This is a genomic window from Serratia sp. 3ACOL1 (genome assembly GCF_003668775.1).
Lineage (GTDB): Bacteria > Pseudomonadota > Gammaproteobacteria > Enterobacterales > Enterobacteriaceae > Chania > Chania fonticola.
The window spans coordinates 3582312-3599995 of the sequence record NZ_CP033055.1; the positions used below are offsets into that span (position 1 = coordinate 3582312).

The following is a 17684-nucleotide window of genomic DNA, read 5'->3' on the forward strand; positions in this document are numbered from 1 at the left end:
GTTCCGGTTTACAGCACCATCACTCTATGCTGCAATCGCGCATCATTATTTATCTGCCGGATAGCGAACTCGCTCATGATGCAAGCACAACAGTTCTCGCACGTAGTGCTTGACTGGTACCAACGCTATGGCCGTAAAACGCTGCCGTGGCAACTCGATAAAACGCCTTATCAAGTATGGCTCTCTGAGGTGATGCTGCAACAAACTCAGGTTGCCACCGTTATTCCTTATTTTCAGCGCTTTATGGCACACTTTCCGAACGTGAGAGCCTTGGCCGAAGCGCCGCAGGATGAAGTCCTGCATCTGTGGACCGGGCTTGGCTATTATGCCCGCGCCAGAAACCTGCATAAAGCGGCGCAGACCATTGTCGCACAGCACAGCGGTGAGTTCCCGACAACCTTTGAAGAAATTGTCGCGCTGCCTGGCGTAGGCCGTTCTACTGCCGGTGCCATTCTCTCTCTGTCCCAGGGGCAGCACTATCCGATCCTCGACGGTAACGTCAAGCGCGTACTGGCCCGTTGCTATGCAATAGCTGGCTGGCCGGGCAAAAAAGAGGTGGAAAATCGCCTGTGGGAGATCAGCGAAGAGGTCACTCCAGCAAAAGGGGTTGGCCAGTTCAATCAGGCGATGATGGATCTGGGAGCGATGGTCTGCACCCGTAGCAAACCCAAATGTGAGCTATGCCCGCTCAATGTCGGCTGCATCGCTAACGGCAACAGCAGTTGGGCCAACTACCCGGGCAAAAAGCCCAAGCAAACCCTGCCGGAAAAAACCGCCTACTTCCTGATGCTGCAACAGGGCGATGGCGTCTGGCTGGAACAGCGCCCAGGAGTTGGCCTATGGGGCGGGTTATTCTGCTTCCCGCAGTTTAGCGCGCGGATCGATCTGGAACTCTGGCTGCAACAACGCGGCCTGCAAGGTAGCCGTTTAGAGCAAATGACCGCCTTCCGCCACACCTTCAGCCATTTCCATCTGGATATTGTGCCTATGTGGCTGAATATCGACAAAGCGGGTAGCGCCATGGATGCGGGTTCCGGTCTCTGGTATAACTTAACGCAGCCCCCTTCGGTCGGGCTGGCCGCGCCGGTTGAGCGCCTGCTACAGCAGTTGGCCAAACAGTCCCCGACCCAACCCGGTTTATTTGGCAACAGCGCCATTGACGAGGAATTAGCATGAGCAGAACCATTTTTTGTACCTTCCTGCAGCGTGACGCCGATGGGCAAGACTTCCAGCTCTATCCAGGGGAAGTCGGCAAGCGCATCTACAACGAAATCTCCAAGGAAGCCTGGGGAGAATGGATGAAGAAGCAGACCATGCTGATCAACGAGAAAAAGCTCAACATGATGAACGTGGATGACCGCAAACTGCTGGAACAAGAGATGGTCCGCTTCCTGTTCGAAGGGCATGAGGTCCACATCGAAGGCTATACGCCACCGAGCGAATAAGATTTTCCGGGCCAGCGCTGGCCCTTTCCCCCTGTTTAATTCTTCGCGTATACGGCTTTAACAAGATGAAGAAAATATTAGCTTTGCTAGTGATAGCGCCTTTGCTGATCTCCTGTTCCGGCAAAAAAAACGACGTGGTCACGGAAGCCTATGTCAAAGACACCAACGCCTTTGATATTTTGATGGGCCAATTTGCCCACAATATCGAGAACATCTGGGGGCTGAGCGAAGTTCTGATCGCCGGGCCAAAAGACTACGTCAAATATACCGACCAATATCAGACCCGTAGCCACATCAACTTTGATTCGGGCACCATCACTATCGAAACCATCGCCACCACCGATCCTGCGGCTCATCTGCGCCAGGCGGTGATCAGCACCCTGTTGATGGGTGACGATCCAGGCTCGATCGACCTCTATTCCGACGCCAATGATATCCAGATCAGCAAAGAGCCGTTCCTGTACGGCCAGGTGCTGGATAACAAGGGCCAACCCATCCGCTGGGAATGGCGGGCAGCGCACTTCGCCGACTACCTGCTGCAAAACAAGCTAAAGAGGCGCACCTCGGGCCTGCACGTGATCTACTCGGTGACGATGCAACTGGTGCCTAACCACCTGGATAAACGTGCACACAAATATCTGCCGATGGTTCGCCAGGCGTCTGAGAAATACGGCGTCGAAGAGTCGCTGATCCTGGCGATTATGCAGACCGAATCCAGCTTTAACCCGTATGCGGTAAGTGGTTCCGACGCGCTGGGCCTGATGCAGGTAGTGCAACATACCGCGGGTAAAGACGTGTTCCAAAGCAAAGGTAAATGGGGCACACCAAGCCGCAGCTATCTGTTCGATCCGGAGAACAACATTGATACCGGTACCGCCTATCTGGCCATCTTGCAGAACAACTACCTGGGCGGCATTCAGAACCCGACCTCACGTCGTTATGCGGTGATCACTGCTTACAACGGTGGGGCTGGCAGCGTGCTGCGGGTGTTCAATAGTGACAAGGCCAAAGCGGTAACTATCATCAACAGCATGCAGCCTGGTGATATTTATCAAACCCTGACCACCAAGCATCCGGCGGGTGAATCGCGCCGTTATCTGGTGAAGGTTAACAACGCGCAGAAAAACTACCGGCGGAAGTAATCGCTGGTGGGAAAATACGGGGCTGGGGGGAGACATGTTTCCCCTCACCCTAACCCTCTCCCACAGGGAGAGGGGACCGACCGTGCCAGATCTTAACTACGGTATTCGTCCTCAACATCACCTTCTTACAGAATAACTTCCACATCTGAGCACAGCACCAACTCCTTTTTGGGGACAGATCGAGTACGCTGATTTTTCTGCGCCATACCCCCATCCTCGTTCTTCTTACTCCGCATTTACAGGAGCAGCACAGGCCAACCAAGCACTCCGGTCAGCTCCCTCTCCCGAAAAGTGAGGGGACCGAACGTGCAACAACTTAACTCCCCGCTACATCAAATCGAACATGCCACAGCTTTACGCCACACCTAACCACCACTCCGGTCAGCTCCCTCTCCCGAAAAATAAGGGGACCGAACGTGCCACAACTTAACTCCAGTATCCAACCGCCACATCAAATCGAACATGCCACAGCTTTACGCCACACCTAACCACCACACCGGTCAGCTCCCTCTCCCTGTGGGAGAGGGTTGGGGTGAGGGGCAAAGACTGGACTTGAGAGCTACCCTTTTTCCGCCAATGTATAGCCGTTGCGTCCATTAGCCTTGGCTTGATACAGAGCCTTGTCGGCCATCTCTACCAGTTGCTCACGCCCCACGTCTGCTCGCCATAATGCAATCCCCTGGCTCACCGTGACCCATTGCCCAACGTCGGAGCCTTCATGCGGGATCGCGATCGCCGCGACCTGAGACTTGATCCTTTCGGCCACCGCTATCGCCTCGGCACGATCGGCTTTTGGCAGCAGAATGATAAATTCCTCACCACCGTAACGTGCCACCAGATCCTGTGAACGACGTACGCTATTTTCAAAGCATTCAGCCAGGCGGATCAGGCACTCATCCCCCATCTGGTGGCCGTAATGGTCGTTATATTTTTTAAAGAAATCCACGTCTAGCAGGATGATGGCGAAAGGTTCGCGACTCTCCGCCTCCCGAGAAAACACCGAGTCGAAGTAGTTGCTGAAATAGCGCCGATTGGCCAGCCCGGTCAGCGGATCGCGGTTAGCCAATTTCCCCAGGCGGTCAATCAGTTGCTTGTTCTCCCTTTCCCGCTCGATGGCCAACATAAACCATTTCTCCAACATGCGTTTGGCCGAGTAGATCAGAAACAGCATCAGCAAATAAGAGAACACGTTCGCCACAGAGGCCGCACCGCGCAGGATAATATTTTCGCTGATGGACATCACCAATATCGGTATCGTAAACAGGCACAGCAGCAAAGGAGAGAGGTAAAAGGGGATCAGAGAGGCAAACACCAAGCCAATCAGCAAGGGGTAGACCAGGGTAACGTTGTCCATGACAATCAGGTGATGAAAGGCAGCACACCAACATAGCGACAAAACCGTCACACTGGCGATCAACCCCCACCAGCGGGCTTTCTCACCGTATGGCCGTAATAATCTCAACACTACATAGGTGACGAAGGCGACCAACATCACGCCGGTGATCGCCGGAGCTGAACGTAGCAAATGGCTTAACGACTCGTAAAGCCCTGACCCCAGACGCTGTAGGAACAGGTAGAAAGAGAACAAGGCGTTAACCAGCAAAAACCAGTCAAAACTGTGAAACGTGGACTTTCTTTTTTCTTTGGCAACCCAGGCGGCGTATTTTCTATCTTTCATCGTTGGACTCGTTGTCATACCACTCTACTCAATGTAGCGGTGACATCCGTCTTTGTCATGCAAGATAGACGGGGCGGCATACGGCTAAGCATGCGGCGCCCCTACAGCAAGGCAAATTGGTTGCGATTTTACGGCTTGATCATATAGCCAAAAATCCGTTTCCAGCCGTGATCTTTCTTCTCGATGTACACGCCCTGCAGCTCCGGTGAGAATCCTGGCAAGCGGTTGATGCCCTCCTCCAGCGCCAGGAAGTAACGCTGTACCGCGCCGCCCCACACTTCGCCTGGCACCACGCACAGTACGCCCGGTGGATAAGGTAAGGCACCTTCTGCCGCTATGCGCCCGGCTGCCTGAGCGATCGGCACCAGCTCAACGTTATCGCGGATAAACTCGACGTTGGCATCCTGCGGATTCATCATCACCGGCGGGAAATGATCCTGACGGAACATCTCTTTTTGCAACTGCTTCACGTCGAAGCTGACGTACAGATCGTGCATCTCCTGGCACAGCTGACGAAGGGTGTAGCCTGCATAACGCTGCTGATTCTTGCGATAGACCGTCGGCAAGACCTCACTCAGTGGCGCATCTGCCTCGACGTAACGCTCGAACTGCACCAGCATATCCACCAGATGATCCATTTTCGCCGGGTTCTCCGCCGGGGTGAGCAGGAACAGGATCGAGTTGAGATCGCACTTCTCCGGCACGATGCCGTTCTCACGCAGGAAGTTGGCCAGAATGGTCGCCGGGATACCGAACTCGGTGTACTGACCGGTGGCCGCATCAATCCCCGGAGTGGTCAGCAGCAGCTTGCAAGGATCGACCAGATACTGCCCCTGCGCATAGCCTGCAAAACCGTGCCATTGCTCGCCCGGTACAAAGTTGAAGAAGCGTGCATCGTTGGCGATCAGGTCGGTATCGTAGTCCTGCCAGTTCTTGCCTGCCACCTGCGGCGGAATAAAGGGCCGCAGCTGCGAGCAGCGTGCCAACAGCTGTTTACGCGTGTCGATCCCCAGCTTGACGCACTCCATCCACATGCGGCGGCCAGCGGCACCAGCATGCATCTTGGCGTTGACGTCCAGCGCGGCAAACAGCGGATAAAACGGGCTGGTTGAGGCATGCAGCATAAACGCATTATTGAGATGCTTATGGTTGCAGTGGCGCTTCTGGCCTTTGATGTGATCGTCTTTTTTATGGATCTGCGAAGTCTGCGAGAACCCGGCCTGCTGCTTATGCACCGATTGCGTGACGAAAATACCCGGATCGTGCTCATCCAGTTCCAACAGCAGCGGCGAGCACTCTTTCAGCATCGGGATAAAGCCTTCATACCCCACCCAGGCCGAATCAAACAGGATGTAATCGCACAGATGGCCGATGGTATCGATCACCTGACGGGCGTTGTAAATCGTGCCGTCATAGGTGCCGAGCTGGATGATCGCCAGGCGGAAAGGCCGTGCCGCAGCGGCTTTTTCCGGGGCAACATGGCGGATCTGCTCGCGCAGGTAAGCTTCATCAAAGCATTGGGAATCGATGCCGCCGATAAAACCAAACGGGTTACGCGCGGTTTCCAGATACACCGGCGTCGCCCCAGCCTGGATCAACGCGCCGTGGTGATTGGATTTATGGTTATTGCGATCGAACAGTACCAGATCGCCACGCGTCAGCAGCGCGTTGGTCACCACTTTATTGGAGGCCGAAGTACCGTTCAGCACGAAGTAGGTTTTATCAGCGTTGAACACTTTCGCCGCGTGTTTTTGCGCATCCTTGGCCGAGCCTTCGTGGATCAGCAGATCGCCGAGCTTCACATCGGCGTTGCACATGTCCGAACGGAAAATCGTTTCGCCGTAAAACTCGAAAAACTTGCGCCCTGCCGGGTGCTTGCGGAAAAACTCGCCGCCCTGATGGCCTGGGCAGGCAAAGGTTGAGTTCTCCATCTCCACGTAGGTTTTCAGCGTTTTGAAGAACGGCGGTAACAGCGCCTGCTCGTAGGCATCGGCGGCGGCCTCCAACTGCGCCATGTAAAACGCTTTGGTCGCGGCAGCCAAGGCAAATACGCCAGTAATCAACGGCAGGTGATCCGGGGAGAGCTGTTCATCCCCCTCAACGGCAACAAACGTCGGGATCTCAAAGCCGGTCGCTTTGAGCGTTGCCAGAATACCGGCATCCACATCGCTAACGGAGACCACGGCAGCCGCCACATCGGTATAATCAGTCTGCCCCACGCGCACGATTTCGCGCAGGGTTTCAATGCTGGCTACCAGGCTGGCGCTGGTTGCTATCTTCAATTCTTTCATCATGCTGAGTCTCAAACGGTTAAGGATGAGGGTGTGCCACTGGGCACATAATGAGATAACCCTGGTTATCCCGGCAAAGTGATGAGCCAAGGCGCAACCATGACCGGCCGATGCGGGTAGGCATCAGACAACTATCGGGGACTGGGATCGGCAGCGTCCGATAGACATCAGTAAAATCAGAGCCGCAGCTCTATTTTTAATCATGCCTAACAGCGAGCATTGGCTAGCTTTACCGCATAAGGGGCAGCGGTATTCGCATAAATGGCGTTAAGGAAACTCGGAGTGAGGGCGTCATCAGGCTTCTGGAGCGCAGTTGCGCTGAGGTGGTTAAACCCGTCATGCCTGTACTCCTCTGTGATGAAATGGGGAATTCGCGCAATGATTACACGTTTTTTTCGAGGGTTCAAGCCGGTTAATAGTTACTATTAATGCATAATTATTTAGTGATGCCGTGTGGGTTTCCCACACGGCCAGGCAGGCGTTGATTAGAACAGGTTGAACTTGTAATCCACCTGGAACTCAATCGAGTGGTTCTGAGCGCGCATCGGCTTGCCATCCGAGGTCAGCTTCGGCTGGTTACTCTGGCTCTGGTAGTTCCAGGATGGGCCACCGGACAGCTGGAACGCCAGATTCTTCAGCGCAGGCTGTGACGGCGTCCAACGGGAGTAAACCAGGGTTTCACCACGCTCGATGCTATGGCCACGGTACTTCATCCCCCAGCCATAGTTGGTGACCATCCCTAACTCAACTTCTGGCGTAACGGCATAGCCGAAGGTCCAGGCCAGCATCTTTTCCTTATCGCCCACATAGTCGTTACCCCAACTATCGGCCATGGAGTTAAAGGTGCCGCGGCTGTGTTTAGCCAGGTGCCACTCAAAGCGCCCTAACCCGTTGCCATTATCGAGTGAGGCCCGGGTGTATGAAGCCCCAACCTTGTGCTTCCAACGCTCGGCGCGCCATTCGGCATACATCGCATAATGGTAGGCATCATCATCGAACGTCTTGTGACGGGTAGACATGCGGGTCCAGTCTTGCAAACCATGGTTGTAATATACCTGGCTGGCAAACTTGAGGCGATTCACTGCCCAGGACGCCGGTTGCCAACCCAGCTCCACCCCGTGACGTTGCATATAGTTATGGCTTTCACCCAGGAAATAGAGCGCGCTATAGCCGTGATCGCTATAGCTCAATTCACCGGTCGCAATGCTGCTGATCTCCTTTTTATCCGCAGTACGGAAATGGATCTTATCCGGAGAATCCCTGTCGCTATAACGGGTCACGTAGGCGCCACGTAACCGTACTGGCCCGGTAGCCGCTTCGCCACGCAAGCCCAGATAGGTACTTGGAATGGCACGCGTGGAGTTATTGAGTGCGCCCCATTTTTTAATCTGCTGCCAACCGGAATAGAGATGTAAATAGGTGTCTTCATCACCCAAACGTCCTTTCAGGTAGAGCTGACCCATCTTGTTGAAACCTTTTGCCTGGCCGTTGTCGTTATACAACACGCTACGGCCCCAGAAATCATCGCTGGCGGCCAGCTTAATCACGCCATAATAAGAAGCGTCTACTCCCAACATATCCGCAAAATAGCCGGACTGATAATCAAGGGTGATCCCCTGCCCCCAGGCCGTTTGGATGGAGCGCTCCCCATAATCCTCGGTGCTTAAATTTTTAAACACGTTACGGAAAGAAAGGTCTGCGTGGCTATCGTTAATAAAACTTGAGAAGAGACGATCGCTTACTTTTATTTCCTCTGCGCTGAGGGGTAAAGAGAACATCAGAGCAAACAGTGCCAGAGGTTTTTTAATTTTAAATTTATTAATTTGATACATAGAAAAATCCCGTTTTCTATCTACTCACCCAGAACTATTTTAATTAAATTATTTCTAGATAATGTTGAAAATGTGTCACCCTACAACTAGGGTGACACACGGCTCATATTATTATTCTGTAATAATGGTATGGATCAGTTTTGGCGCTTGCGCCTTATCGGCAAGGGTGATGCTGTCATAGATTTTCGCCATGACGTTCTCCACATCCGGGCGGTTGGCATGGATCGTTACCAGCGAGTCACCAATGGCGACCCGATCGCCGACTTTTTTATGCATCATCAGGCCCACGGCCAGATCGATGTCATCTTCCTTGGTGGCACGACCGGCACCGAGCAACATGGCTGCCACACCGATTTCGTCGGCCACGATATTGGCTACCACACCGGCCTGCTTGGCGGGGACTTCAATCAGGTATTTAGCCTGCGGCAGCTTCTCTGGATGGTCCACCATTGAAGCATCGCCGCCCTGGTTAGCCAGGAAGTCACGGAACTTGGCCAGCGCCTTGCCGTTATCGATCACCTCTTGCAGCATGGCACGCGCAGCCGGTAACGAATCGGCCTTCTTCGCCAGCACGACCATTTGGCTACCCAACTGCATGACCAGTTCGGTCAGATCTTCCGGGCCTTCGCCACGCAGCGTATCGATGGCTTCCTTCACTTCCAGCGCATTACCGATGGCGTAGCCCAAGGGCTGCGACATATCGGAGATCACCGCCATGGTATTACGACCCACGTGGTTACCAATGCGCACCATCGCCGTGGCCAGCTCGACGGCATCCTCGGTGGTTTTCATAAACGCACCGGCACCGGTTTTCACGTCCAGCACGATGGCATCGGCACCCGCCGCAATCTTTTTGCTCATGATCGAACCGGCAATCAGCGGAATAGAGTTCACCGTGCCGGTCACATCACGCAGCGCATACAGCTTCTTATCCGCCGGGGTCAGGTTACCGGTTTGGCCAATCACCGCCACCTTGTCGCGATTCACCAGCTCGATAAACTGTTTGCTGGATATTTCCACGTGGAAACCGGCTACCGCTTCCAGCTTATCAATAGTGCCACCGGTATGCCCCAGACCGCGGCCCGACATCTTCGCCACCGGGATATCCAGCGCCGCTACCAGCGGTGCCAGCACCAGCGTGGTGGTATCACCCACGCCGCCGGTGGAGTGCTTGTCTACCTTGACGCCTTCGATCGCCGAGAGATCGATCACGTCACCGGAGTTCACCATCGACATGGTCAGATCGGCACGCTCACGATCGTTCATATCCTGGAAGAAGATCGCCATCGCCAGCGCACTGGCCTGGTAATCCGGAATATCTCCCCGGGTGTAGCCGTTAACAAAAAACTCAATCTCTTGCGTAGTCAGCTCTTTTCCATCGCGCTTTTTAGCGATGATATCAACCATTCTCATTGTCATTCCCCGGCTCTTTATTTCTGTAAATCAATCTTGTAAACGGCAAAGCCGATATCGTCTTTTCCTACCAGCGTCATTGGATGCTGTGCGGACTGTTTGATGTAATCAGCCGCATTCTGGCTTGGTGAGGTCTCGATGCGGATATCCAACGGCTTATCCGCAGTAATTTGCGCGATCCGCCAGTTGTTTTTTACCTCTGGCTTATATGCGCCATGCTGTTTGGTCTGCTCGGAGATGTAGTTGGCCACGATAGTGCGCACTTCATCCGGCGAGGAGATAACGATATTTTTTTCACCCGTACCGGCGAACTTGCCGGTAAATGCCCGGTAATTGTTCACGGCAACCAGGAATGGCGCGTCTGCCACCACCGGCTTACCTTTATAGGTCAGCGACTTGATACGCTGGGCCTGTGGATTGATCACGTTGCAATCCACGTCATAACGCGCTGGCTGGGTCACGTCGATCTGATAGCTCAGATCGTCAAACATATCGAAGTTGTAGGCTCGGAAGCCGTTCCAGTTAAGCAGTGACTGTGGCTTATCGCTTTTCACGTCGATCTGGTTGTACATGCCCGCAGAGCACTCCAACCACTCTTTAAGATCGCTCCCCTTAACTTTCACTGCCGCCAGCGTGTTGGAATACTGGTACAGATCGGCGGCGTTACGGAAGCTCAGAGGCCCTTTACGCATATCAACAAAGGCCGCCGGATCGTTCTTCCGGCCACCCGCCTTGAACGGTGCCGCAGCAGACAGTACCGGGATATCAGCAAGATCCGGATCGCCCTGAATAAAGTGTTCAACGTAGGCTTTCTGCGCCGCGCGGATGATCTGGATGGCCGAGGAGTCCTGCACTAATGACAGATAGGTATTGGTATCTTCGGCAATGGTGCCAATCGGCTTGTTAACGAACTCACGGGTGTCGTTATGTGCCTGCTCCAGCGTTTTCACCAACGAGGCCTTGGCATCGACCAGCGATTTGTCATTCTTCTTATCAAAGATTGGGCGCGCTTCTGCACGGCTGGAGACCACCTTCCACTTATTGGTTTCCCCTTCCAGCACCAGATCGATCACCCCCAGGTTATCTGCCCAGTGGCCCGGCATGACTGCAGGTACGCCGTTGACCGTCCCCTTTTCCAGATCTACCCCAGGAATAGCGGCGAAATCCTTGCTTGGGAAAATACCGTGAGAGTGGCCAAAGGTAATGGCATCGATGCCTGGAACCTGCGTGAGGTAGTAGACCGAGTTTTCTGCCAGCGCCTTGTAAGGATCGGCAGAGATGCCGGAGTGGGCGATAGCAATCACGATATCCGCCCCTTCTTTACGCATCTGTGGCACCAGCTCTTTGGCGGTTTCGGTAATATCTTTGGTAATCACCTTGCCCGACAGCTTGTCCTTGTCCCACAGCACTACCTGTGGTGGTACAAAGCCGATATAACCGATACGCAGCTTATGCTCTTTACCCTCGGTATCTTTTACCGGCGTTTCTACGATCAGGTACTGTTTGAAATAAGGTTTGTTGGTTTTGGCGTCGTAGACGTTGGCGTTGATGTACGGGAATTTGGCCCCGCTAATCGCCATTTTCAGGTAATCCAGCCCGTAGTTGAACTCGTGGTTGCCCAGGCTGCCGACCGCATAACCCAGAGTGTTCATCGCCTGATAAACCGGATGCACATCGCCCTTTTTCAGGTTGGCTGCGGCATAGTCCGCCATCGGGCTACCCTGAATGATATCGCCGTTATCGACCAGCACGCTGTTGGTCGCTTCCGCGCGGGCAGCATCAATCAACGTGGCCGCTCTCACCAAGCCGTACTGAGCGGTGGCTTTATCTTTGTAATAGTCATAATCCATCATGTTGCCGTGAACGTCGGTGGTTTCCATGATACGGAGATCCACCGTTGCGGCATGCGCAGCGCCTGCAACCAACAGGGCCAATAACGATAGTTTGAGGGGAGAAGTCATTTTCATCACATATTCCTTATTGTTATAGCGATAGCAGGCCACAACCTCTCGATGTGGCCTTGAGATAATTAAAAGAAGAAACCTACGACGGCGGCGTTCAGGAAGCTGACCAGCGTGGAGCCGTAAAGCAGCTTCAGGCCAAAGCGGGCTGCGGCGTTACCTTGCTTGGAATCCAACGCCTTGATGGCACCGACAATAATGCCGATTGAGGAGAAGTTGGCGAACGACACCAGGAACACCGAGATAATCGCCATGGTACGTTCAGAGAAGTTGTAATCACCCTGTGACAGGTTGAGCATGGCAACAAATTCGTTGCTGACGATCTTGGTTGCCATCAGGCCACCGGCCTGCACTGCTTCGTTCCACGGCACACCCACCAGGAAAGCGAGCGGAGAGAACACGTAACCCAACACGCCTTGGAAGGAAATGCCAAATGCAGCGGTGAATAGCGCGTTAGCCATAGTGATCAGCGCAATAAAGCCGATCAGCATCGCGCCAACGATAATAGCCACCTTGAAGCCATCGAGGATGTATTCGCTCAGGACTTCGAAGAAGCTCTGCTTCTCCCCTTCAATGACATCCAGAATGTCTTCCTCAGGTTTGACCTGATAAGGGTTGATCAGCGACGCCATGATAAAGCCACCAAACAGGTTCAGCACCAAGGCAGTCACTACATAGCGCGGATCTAGCATCACCATGTAAGCGCCCACAATCGCCATTGAGACCGTCGACATGGCTGAGGTACACAGCGTATACAGGCGGTGCTCCGGCAGCAGGCCGAGCTGTTTTTTCACCGAGATGAACACTTCAGACTGGCCGAGGATCGCCGAAGCCACCGCGTTATAGGATTCCAAGCGCCCCATGCCGTTGACCTTGCTCAGCGCCAGGCCGATGTACTTGATGATAAAGCCCAGGATACGCCAGTGTTGCAGGATGCCGATCAGCGCGGAGATAAACACGATGGGCAGCAAAACGGACAGGAAGAAAGAGATCTCACCGTGATTCACCAAACCACCAAAGACGAAGTTTACCCCTTCGTTGGCATAGGACAGTAAATTGCCAAATACCCCGGCGATCACGCCAATCACTTTGTTGCCTACGTCGGTCTTAAGCAGCAGTGCGGTCATCAAAAACTGGCAGGCCAGCATGACGAAAATCGGACGATAGCGGATGTTTTTGCGATCGTTGCTCACTAAAAGTGCCAAAATACAGATAGTAACGATACACACTATCCCTATGATATATTTCATCTTTTCCCCAAAATTATCTGTGAACTTTTACGTTCCGTTGCCGAGCCTTGTACCCTGACGTTTGCCGGGAACTAATGATGTTATTATCGAAACATAACACAGACAATATGTTATTAAAGTTACACCGATCACATTTAAAAATGACAATAGCCTTAAAATACATATATGTAACATGTTGTACTTATCACTAACATTAACTTGATTAGGGAATAGGCAGGGATGAACATTGTTGGGGGTGAGTGTTTCGATCTCTGGTATCGGGCATTTTGGGGAAGAAGGGAGAATGCTGGCGCAGGAAGGTAGCCCTGCCCTTGCTTGAAATTAGAGCAATCGCTCGGCTTTGTGACAGAAACCCATTGACGACACAGGGCCAAATACGGTTTAATGCGCCCCGTTGCCCGGATAGCTCAGTCGGTAGAGCAGGGGATTGAAAATCCCCGTGTCCTTGGTTCGATTCCGAGTCCGGGCACCATCATTTAGAAGAACCCGCCTATGGCGGGTTTTTTGCTTTCTGAGTGTGGGCTCTTCATCGAACTACGTTCGATTATGATCTACATCTCTGTAGCTCCCCCGTTGCGGGTCAACGCATAGCATTGTTAAATCTGTTCCAGACGGATTTTTCGGAGTCTAGGCCCCCTTTCCTGTTTTTATCATTGAGATAGATCTTTTCAGAAAGCCATCACAAAACAAACGAATCCATCGTATTACCAGTCTCATATAACTCCTTTCTCAACTGGGTTAAAAGCTCAACCAAAGCACTCTGCAAAAATAACGAAAAACCCTCTTTCCCCAGAGTATTTTGATAAACAGGTGCAGGAATAAATCGTTTCATCTCTTGGTAAAATTCAACCCCAGAGATAATACTTGGCAGAGAGTCAATTCGCGCTTGGAGTTTCTCTCTAAAATCCTCAATACGGTAGTCCGACAATTTCTTACTCACCAGCGCCGAATTTAAACTTGCCCCCTGTTGCTTAAGCCACACCAGATCCCACATATCCCGATAGCGAATATGCTTGGTCGAAGCAGGGAAAGCGAGCAGTTTATCCGCCATCACTTCGTCTAATGTTTCAACGTTAATTAATATATCGCTGTATCCGTCCGGCAATACGGAGTAGTTACGCACCAACTGCCTGACAGTGCGAGTGTAGGCGGTAACATTGGCTACTTCAATCTTAATACGCTGCCGGGGAATATCGCGTCGTTCGGGTGCGGTAGTGACCGAAATCTGCCATTTATCAACGTTGACTTCCGCATAGGCTGGCTCGTTACGCAGCTCTTTCGGTTCTTTAACCGTCACTTCCAGTCCGTAGCGGTTACCGAGGTAATCCTCAATACACTCTTTCATTTCAGCCAGATCAGCCGAACAGAATTCAGTTCCTCCGGCAAAGTCCAGATCTTCACTGAAACGGTTTGAGTTGTAACATAGCCTGAGTGAAGTTCCCCCCTGAAACGTCAGGCTCTTCAATAATCCGGCTTCAGACAGGCAGAACAATATATCGTAATGCAGCAGTTCTTTTTCCACCACAGGCCGGAGCGCCGCCAGTCCATTCTGCCGAATTGCCTCTGTAACCAGAGTGTCAAAAATGATACGTTTAGACATTCGTCAGCTCCGTGTTATCAATTAAATGAGTGTTGCGCCCAACCCGGAGCAAATCTCTGACTGCCGTTTCTTTTTTGGCAAAGCGGATGGGGGATTTTGTTTCAATCGTCCCGGCCAGAATATCATTGACGGAACGTGCCGTATGGGTCAATTCAATAACTCCCCATGGCGTTTGATATTCACCACTTCGCCCGGTAGTCATGACCGTTAAGCGATCAATTGGGATTTGCGAGATTACCCCATATTGCGACAGCGCGGATTCCAGGCTGACATAGCTATACTCACCCCGACGCAGGGTTTTAACAATGTGCTCAAGAATATAACTATCCTGTGTGGCACGATTGTAAACATACACACCATAGACCGCACGCGTGAGAATGTCGCTTTCCACCAAACGCTTAATTGACGCTTTCAGTGCCCGCTCCGACTCATCGGGGAAGATTTTGCCAAAGTCGCGCAAATGAAAAACGTAACGCCCGTTACGGCTGAACTCATCCAGTTTGTTGATGGCTGTCAGTTTGTTCATTGCCACACCTTTACATGAAAGACCTTTACATGAGTATTTTTTGTACACACAAGAGAGTTTAGCACGGTTATCTATACAAAAATAACATTTATTTGTGTCTTTTTAGTAAAGATGAAGACACTATTCTACTTTTGAATTTGTTCATCGTTTCGCAGGAGAGGTTGAAGGGTACGGATCTGGAATACACGTGCTCTGAGAATGAAACCATTACAAAATGGTTCAGCCATGCGCTTGCCAGTATCCATACCCCGGAAGCGATTGAGCTAATCAAGAAGTTCTCTCACTCCGACGATCCCGGTGTCGCAAAAGAGATGACCTATCGCTTGGCAAAAATAAAGGCATAATCTTACTGGATTAGCCAACAACTTAGCCGAAAGTGGTGGAATAGGTGGTCCCCCCCACTAGGCAGAGAGGGTCAGATGAAAAACCAGCAAGTAAGCTTAAAAACCATCCCAGAGCCACAAAAGGACTGCACTGGCGTGCCCGTTGCACTAACGGACGAAACCATCCAACAAAGAAAGAGCAACATCCTCAGCAGGATGAAGCAACGTGGGCTTGATCAACTGGTGATTTACTGTGATGTCGAGCACGGCGGCAATTTTGAATATCTGGTCGGCTTTTTCACCCGCTTTGAAGAAGCCTTGCTGGTGATCAACGCCGATGGCGAAATGACGCTGGTGCTGGGGAACGAGAATCTCAATAAGGTCAGCAAAGCGCGGATCCAGGCCAAGGCGGTACACCTATCTCAATTTTCATTGCCAAATCAACCCGGTAGAAACGATAAGTCGATTAAAGAGCTGCTGGTTGAAGCCGGCATTCGGGAAAATGCCCGCACCGGCCTGGTTGGCTGGAAGATGTTTACCAACGGGCCAGAGATCGACAAGAAAATCTACGACCTCCCGTCATTTATTGTCGATACCCTCCGCAACATTGTCGGTGATGAAGCCTGCTTATCCAATGAGACCGACTTGTTTATCGGCGAGCACGGGGTAAGAACGGTCAATAATGCCAACGAGGTGGCTCACTACGAGTATGGTGCTGCATTAGCCTCCGATTGCATTCTGGATGCGATGAATAAGCTGGCCCCAGGCGTCACAGAGCAGCAGTTAGGGGATTGCCTGGTACGCTTTGGCCAGCACCCGAGTATCGTCACCATTGCTTCCAGCGGCCCACGCTTTATCAAGGGTAATCTGTTCCCAACCGACAACACCGTGAAGTACGGTGATACGATCTCGTTAACCGTTGGCTATCGCGGCGGGGCCTCAAGCCGGGCGGGTTATGCGGTAAATGCTGATGGTGAGTTATCAACAGAGGCGAAAAACTATCTGGATGCGGTCGCCAAGCCCTACTTCTCTGCCTATGCCCACTGGCTTGAAGTGATTAGCGTTGGCATGCGTGGCGGCGAGCTGTTTGATCACGTGGAAGCGGTCTTACCACGCTCAAAGTACGGTTGGTCACTGTGCCCAGGGCACTTGACCGCTGAAGAAGAGTGGATGTCTTCACCCATTTACCAAGGCTCTCGGCAAAAGCTGTTGAGCGGCATGATCCTGCAGATTGATATTATCCCTTCAGTGCCCAACTTTGGTGGCGTTTCTGCCGAAAGCACCGTGCTACTGGCGGATGAACAGCTGAAGTTGGAGATCCAACGGCAGTATCCACAGCTATGGCAGCGGATGCAGCAGCGTAGAAAATACCTGGTCGAAACGTTGGGGATAACGCTGTCAGCAGATATCTTGCCGATGTGCAGCACGGTTGCCTATTTGCGCCCTTATTTGCTGGACAAGGACAGCGCTTTTGTCTGCCAGAGCTGAGCGACCAGCCATATCGCGTATGACTTTGGCAGAGAGCGGCAACGAGTAACTCAGGTCAACAAAGTGTCAAAGGCTAACGAAAACAGTGCAGTTTCATAGGATGTTGAGGCGCTGGATAATACGTATTCCTCCCCAATGTCCTGTGAGTACAAGTACCAACGTTTTTCAGCCACGTCGACGGTTAAGCCATTGGCAAAAGGGTGAGGTAAGGTAAACGTGGTCGGAGATAAAGCAAAACCCCGGCCATCCGCTTTTATGATGGCTTCTTTCAACGACCACAGACGAAAGAAATCAACGTTTTCCCCCTGAACAAGTTGTGTAAACTCCTCAGGGGTGAGCACTTCCTGGTAGTCATGTATGTCAATCGGGACTCTTTTTTCCACATCAACGCCGATATCCCCCTGCGTAGTATAGGCACACACGGCCCAGTCCCCCGCATGGGAAAGATTAAAAGCCCCTTTCATTCCCATCACCGCAGGTTTGCCATAGCGGTTATAGTGCAGCTTGGGAAAATGACTTCCCTGATACCCAACATGTTTTTTTAATGCATAACGTAGCAGCATTCTACCTAATAATGACCGACGTTTATCGTCATCAAATCTAAACCGATCGAAGAGGATCCGTTGGTCTTTATCAAGATAATCCCGTTGCGAATAAAGCAGTTCGCTGCTTAGCTCGTCAATACGAGAGCAGTAGATATAATTGGTCATGTTGTTTAGCCCTTCACCTACAGTA

General features: G+C 52.1%; 13 protein-coding genes and 1 tRNA gene. 5 read left to right on the top strand and 9 right to left on the bottom strand.

What is annotated here, in order from left to right; translation table 11 throughout:
• The first annotated feature begins 75 nt into the window (after window positions 1–75).
• The 3 genes from mutY (at window position 76) to mltC (ending at window position 2587) form a co-directional block, all read left to right on the top strand.
• Window positions 76–1176, top strand: coding sequence for an A/G-specific adenine glycosylase (mutY, locus tag D9980_RS16175; protein WP_121607832.1), 1101 nt, complete (start codon window positions 76–78; stop codon window positions 1174–1176).
• Window positions 1173–1445 (top strand): oxidative damage protection protein, encoded by a 273-nt coding sequence (locus D9980_RS16180; RefSeq protein WP_024484083.1) that lies wholly within the window; start codon window positions 1173–1175, stop codon window positions 1443–1445. The genes mutY and D9980_RS16180 overlap by 4 nt, the downstream gene beginning before the upstream one ends.
• Before the next feature lie 65 nt (window positions 1446–1510).
• On the top strand, window positions 1511–2587 hold the full coding sequence (gene mltC, locus D9980_RS16185) for a membrane-bound lytic murein transglycosylase MltC (RefSeq protein ID WP_024484084.1): 1077 nt from the start codon (window positions 1511–1513) through the stop codon (window positions 2585–2587).
• Between the two features lie 559 nt (window positions 2588–3146).
• On the opposite strand, the gene D9980_RS16190 is transcribed toward mltC, so the two are convergent.
• The 6 genes from D9980_RS16190 to D9980_RS16215 all read right to left on the bottom strand — a co-directional run bounded on the left by D9980_RS16190 (window position 3147) and on the right by D9980_RS16215 (window position 13012).
• Window positions 3147–4265: a GGDEF domain-containing protein gene (locus D9980_RS16190; RefSeq protein ID WP_121607833.1), complete on the bottom strand. Its 1119-nt coding sequence runs from the start codon at window positions 4263–4265 to the stop codon at window positions 3147–3149.
• A 128-nt stretch (window positions 4266–4393) separates the two neighbouring features.
• The gene (gene speF, locus D9980_RS16195; RefSeq protein WP_121609039.1) at window positions 4394–6556 is read right to left on the bottom strand and encodes an ornithine decarboxylase SpeF; all 2163 of its coding nucleotides are present in this window, start codon (window positions 6554–6556) and stop codon (window positions 4394–4396) included.
• 485 nt (window positions 6557–7041) lie between these two features.
• Window positions 7042–8388: an OprD family outer membrane porin gene (locus D9980_RS16200; protein ID WP_121607834.1), complete on the bottom strand. Its 1347-nt coding sequence runs from the start codon at window positions 8386–8388 to the stop codon at window positions 7042–7044.
• A 111-nt stretch (window positions 8389–8499) separates the two neighbouring features.
• The gene (locus D9980_RS16205; protein WP_121607835.1) at window positions 8500–9801 is read right to left on the bottom strand and encodes a pyrimidine-nucleoside phosphorylase; all 1302 of its coding nucleotides are present in this window, start codon (window positions 9799–9801) and stop codon (window positions 8500–8502) included.
• Between the two features lie 17 nt (window positions 9802–9818).
• Window positions 9819–11762, bottom strand: a complete 1944-nt coding sequence (locus tag D9980_RS16210) for a bifunctional 2',3'-cyclic-nucleotide 2'-phosphodiesterase/3'-nucleotidase (RefSeq protein WP_370454345.1) — start codon at window positions 11760–11762, stop codon at window positions 9819–9821.
• A 68-nt stretch (window positions 11763–11830) separates the two neighbouring features.
• Window positions 11831–13012, bottom strand: a complete 1182-nt coding sequence (locus tag D9980_RS16215) for a NupC/NupG family nucleoside CNT transporter (RefSeq protein WP_024483785.1) — start codon at window positions 13010–13012, stop codon at window positions 11831–11833.
• Between the two features lie 396 nt (window positions 13013–13408).
• Here D9980_RS16215 and D9980_RS16220 point away from each other — a divergent pair.
• Window positions 13409–13484, top strand: a tRNA-Phe gene (locus D9980_RS16220).
• A gap of 207 nt (window positions 13485–13691) precedes the next feature.
• On the opposite strand, the gene D9980_RS16225 is transcribed toward D9980_RS16220, so the two are convergent.
• Together D9980_RS16225 and abiEi are read right to left on the bottom strand one after the other, a co-directional pair.
• Entirely contained in the window at window positions 13692–14612 is a 921-nt protein-coding gene (locus D9980_RS16225) for a nucleotidyl transferase AbiEii/AbiGii toxin family protein (protein WP_121607837.1), read from the bottom strand.
• On the bottom strand, window positions 14605–15138 hold the full coding sequence (abiEi, locus tag D9980_RS16230) for a type IV toxin-antitoxin system AbiEi family antitoxin (RefSeq protein ID WP_115159334.1): 534 nt from the start codon (window positions 15136–15138) through the stop codon (window positions 14605–14607). The genes D9980_RS16225 and abiEi overlap by 8 nt, the downstream gene beginning before the upstream one ends.
• Before the next feature lie 419 nt (window positions 15139–15557).
• On the opposite strand from abiEi, the gene D9980_RS16240 reads away from it, so the two are divergent.
• On the top strand, window positions 15558–16949 hold the full coding sequence (locus tag D9980_RS16240; RefSeq protein WP_121607839.1) for a Xaa-Pro peptidase family protein: 1392 nt from the start codon (window positions 15558–15560) through the stop codon (window positions 16947–16949).
• 50 nt (window positions 16950–16999) lie between these two features.
• Here D9980_RS16240 and D9980_RS16245 read toward each other — a convergent pair whose 3' ends face one another.
• Window positions 17000–17659: a 4'-phosphopantetheinyl transferase superfamily protein gene (locus D9980_RS16245; protein WP_162304279.1), complete on the bottom strand. Its 660-nt coding sequence runs from the start codon at window positions 17657–17659 to the stop codon at window positions 17000–17002.
• Window positions 17660–17684 lie beyond the last annotated feature (25 nt).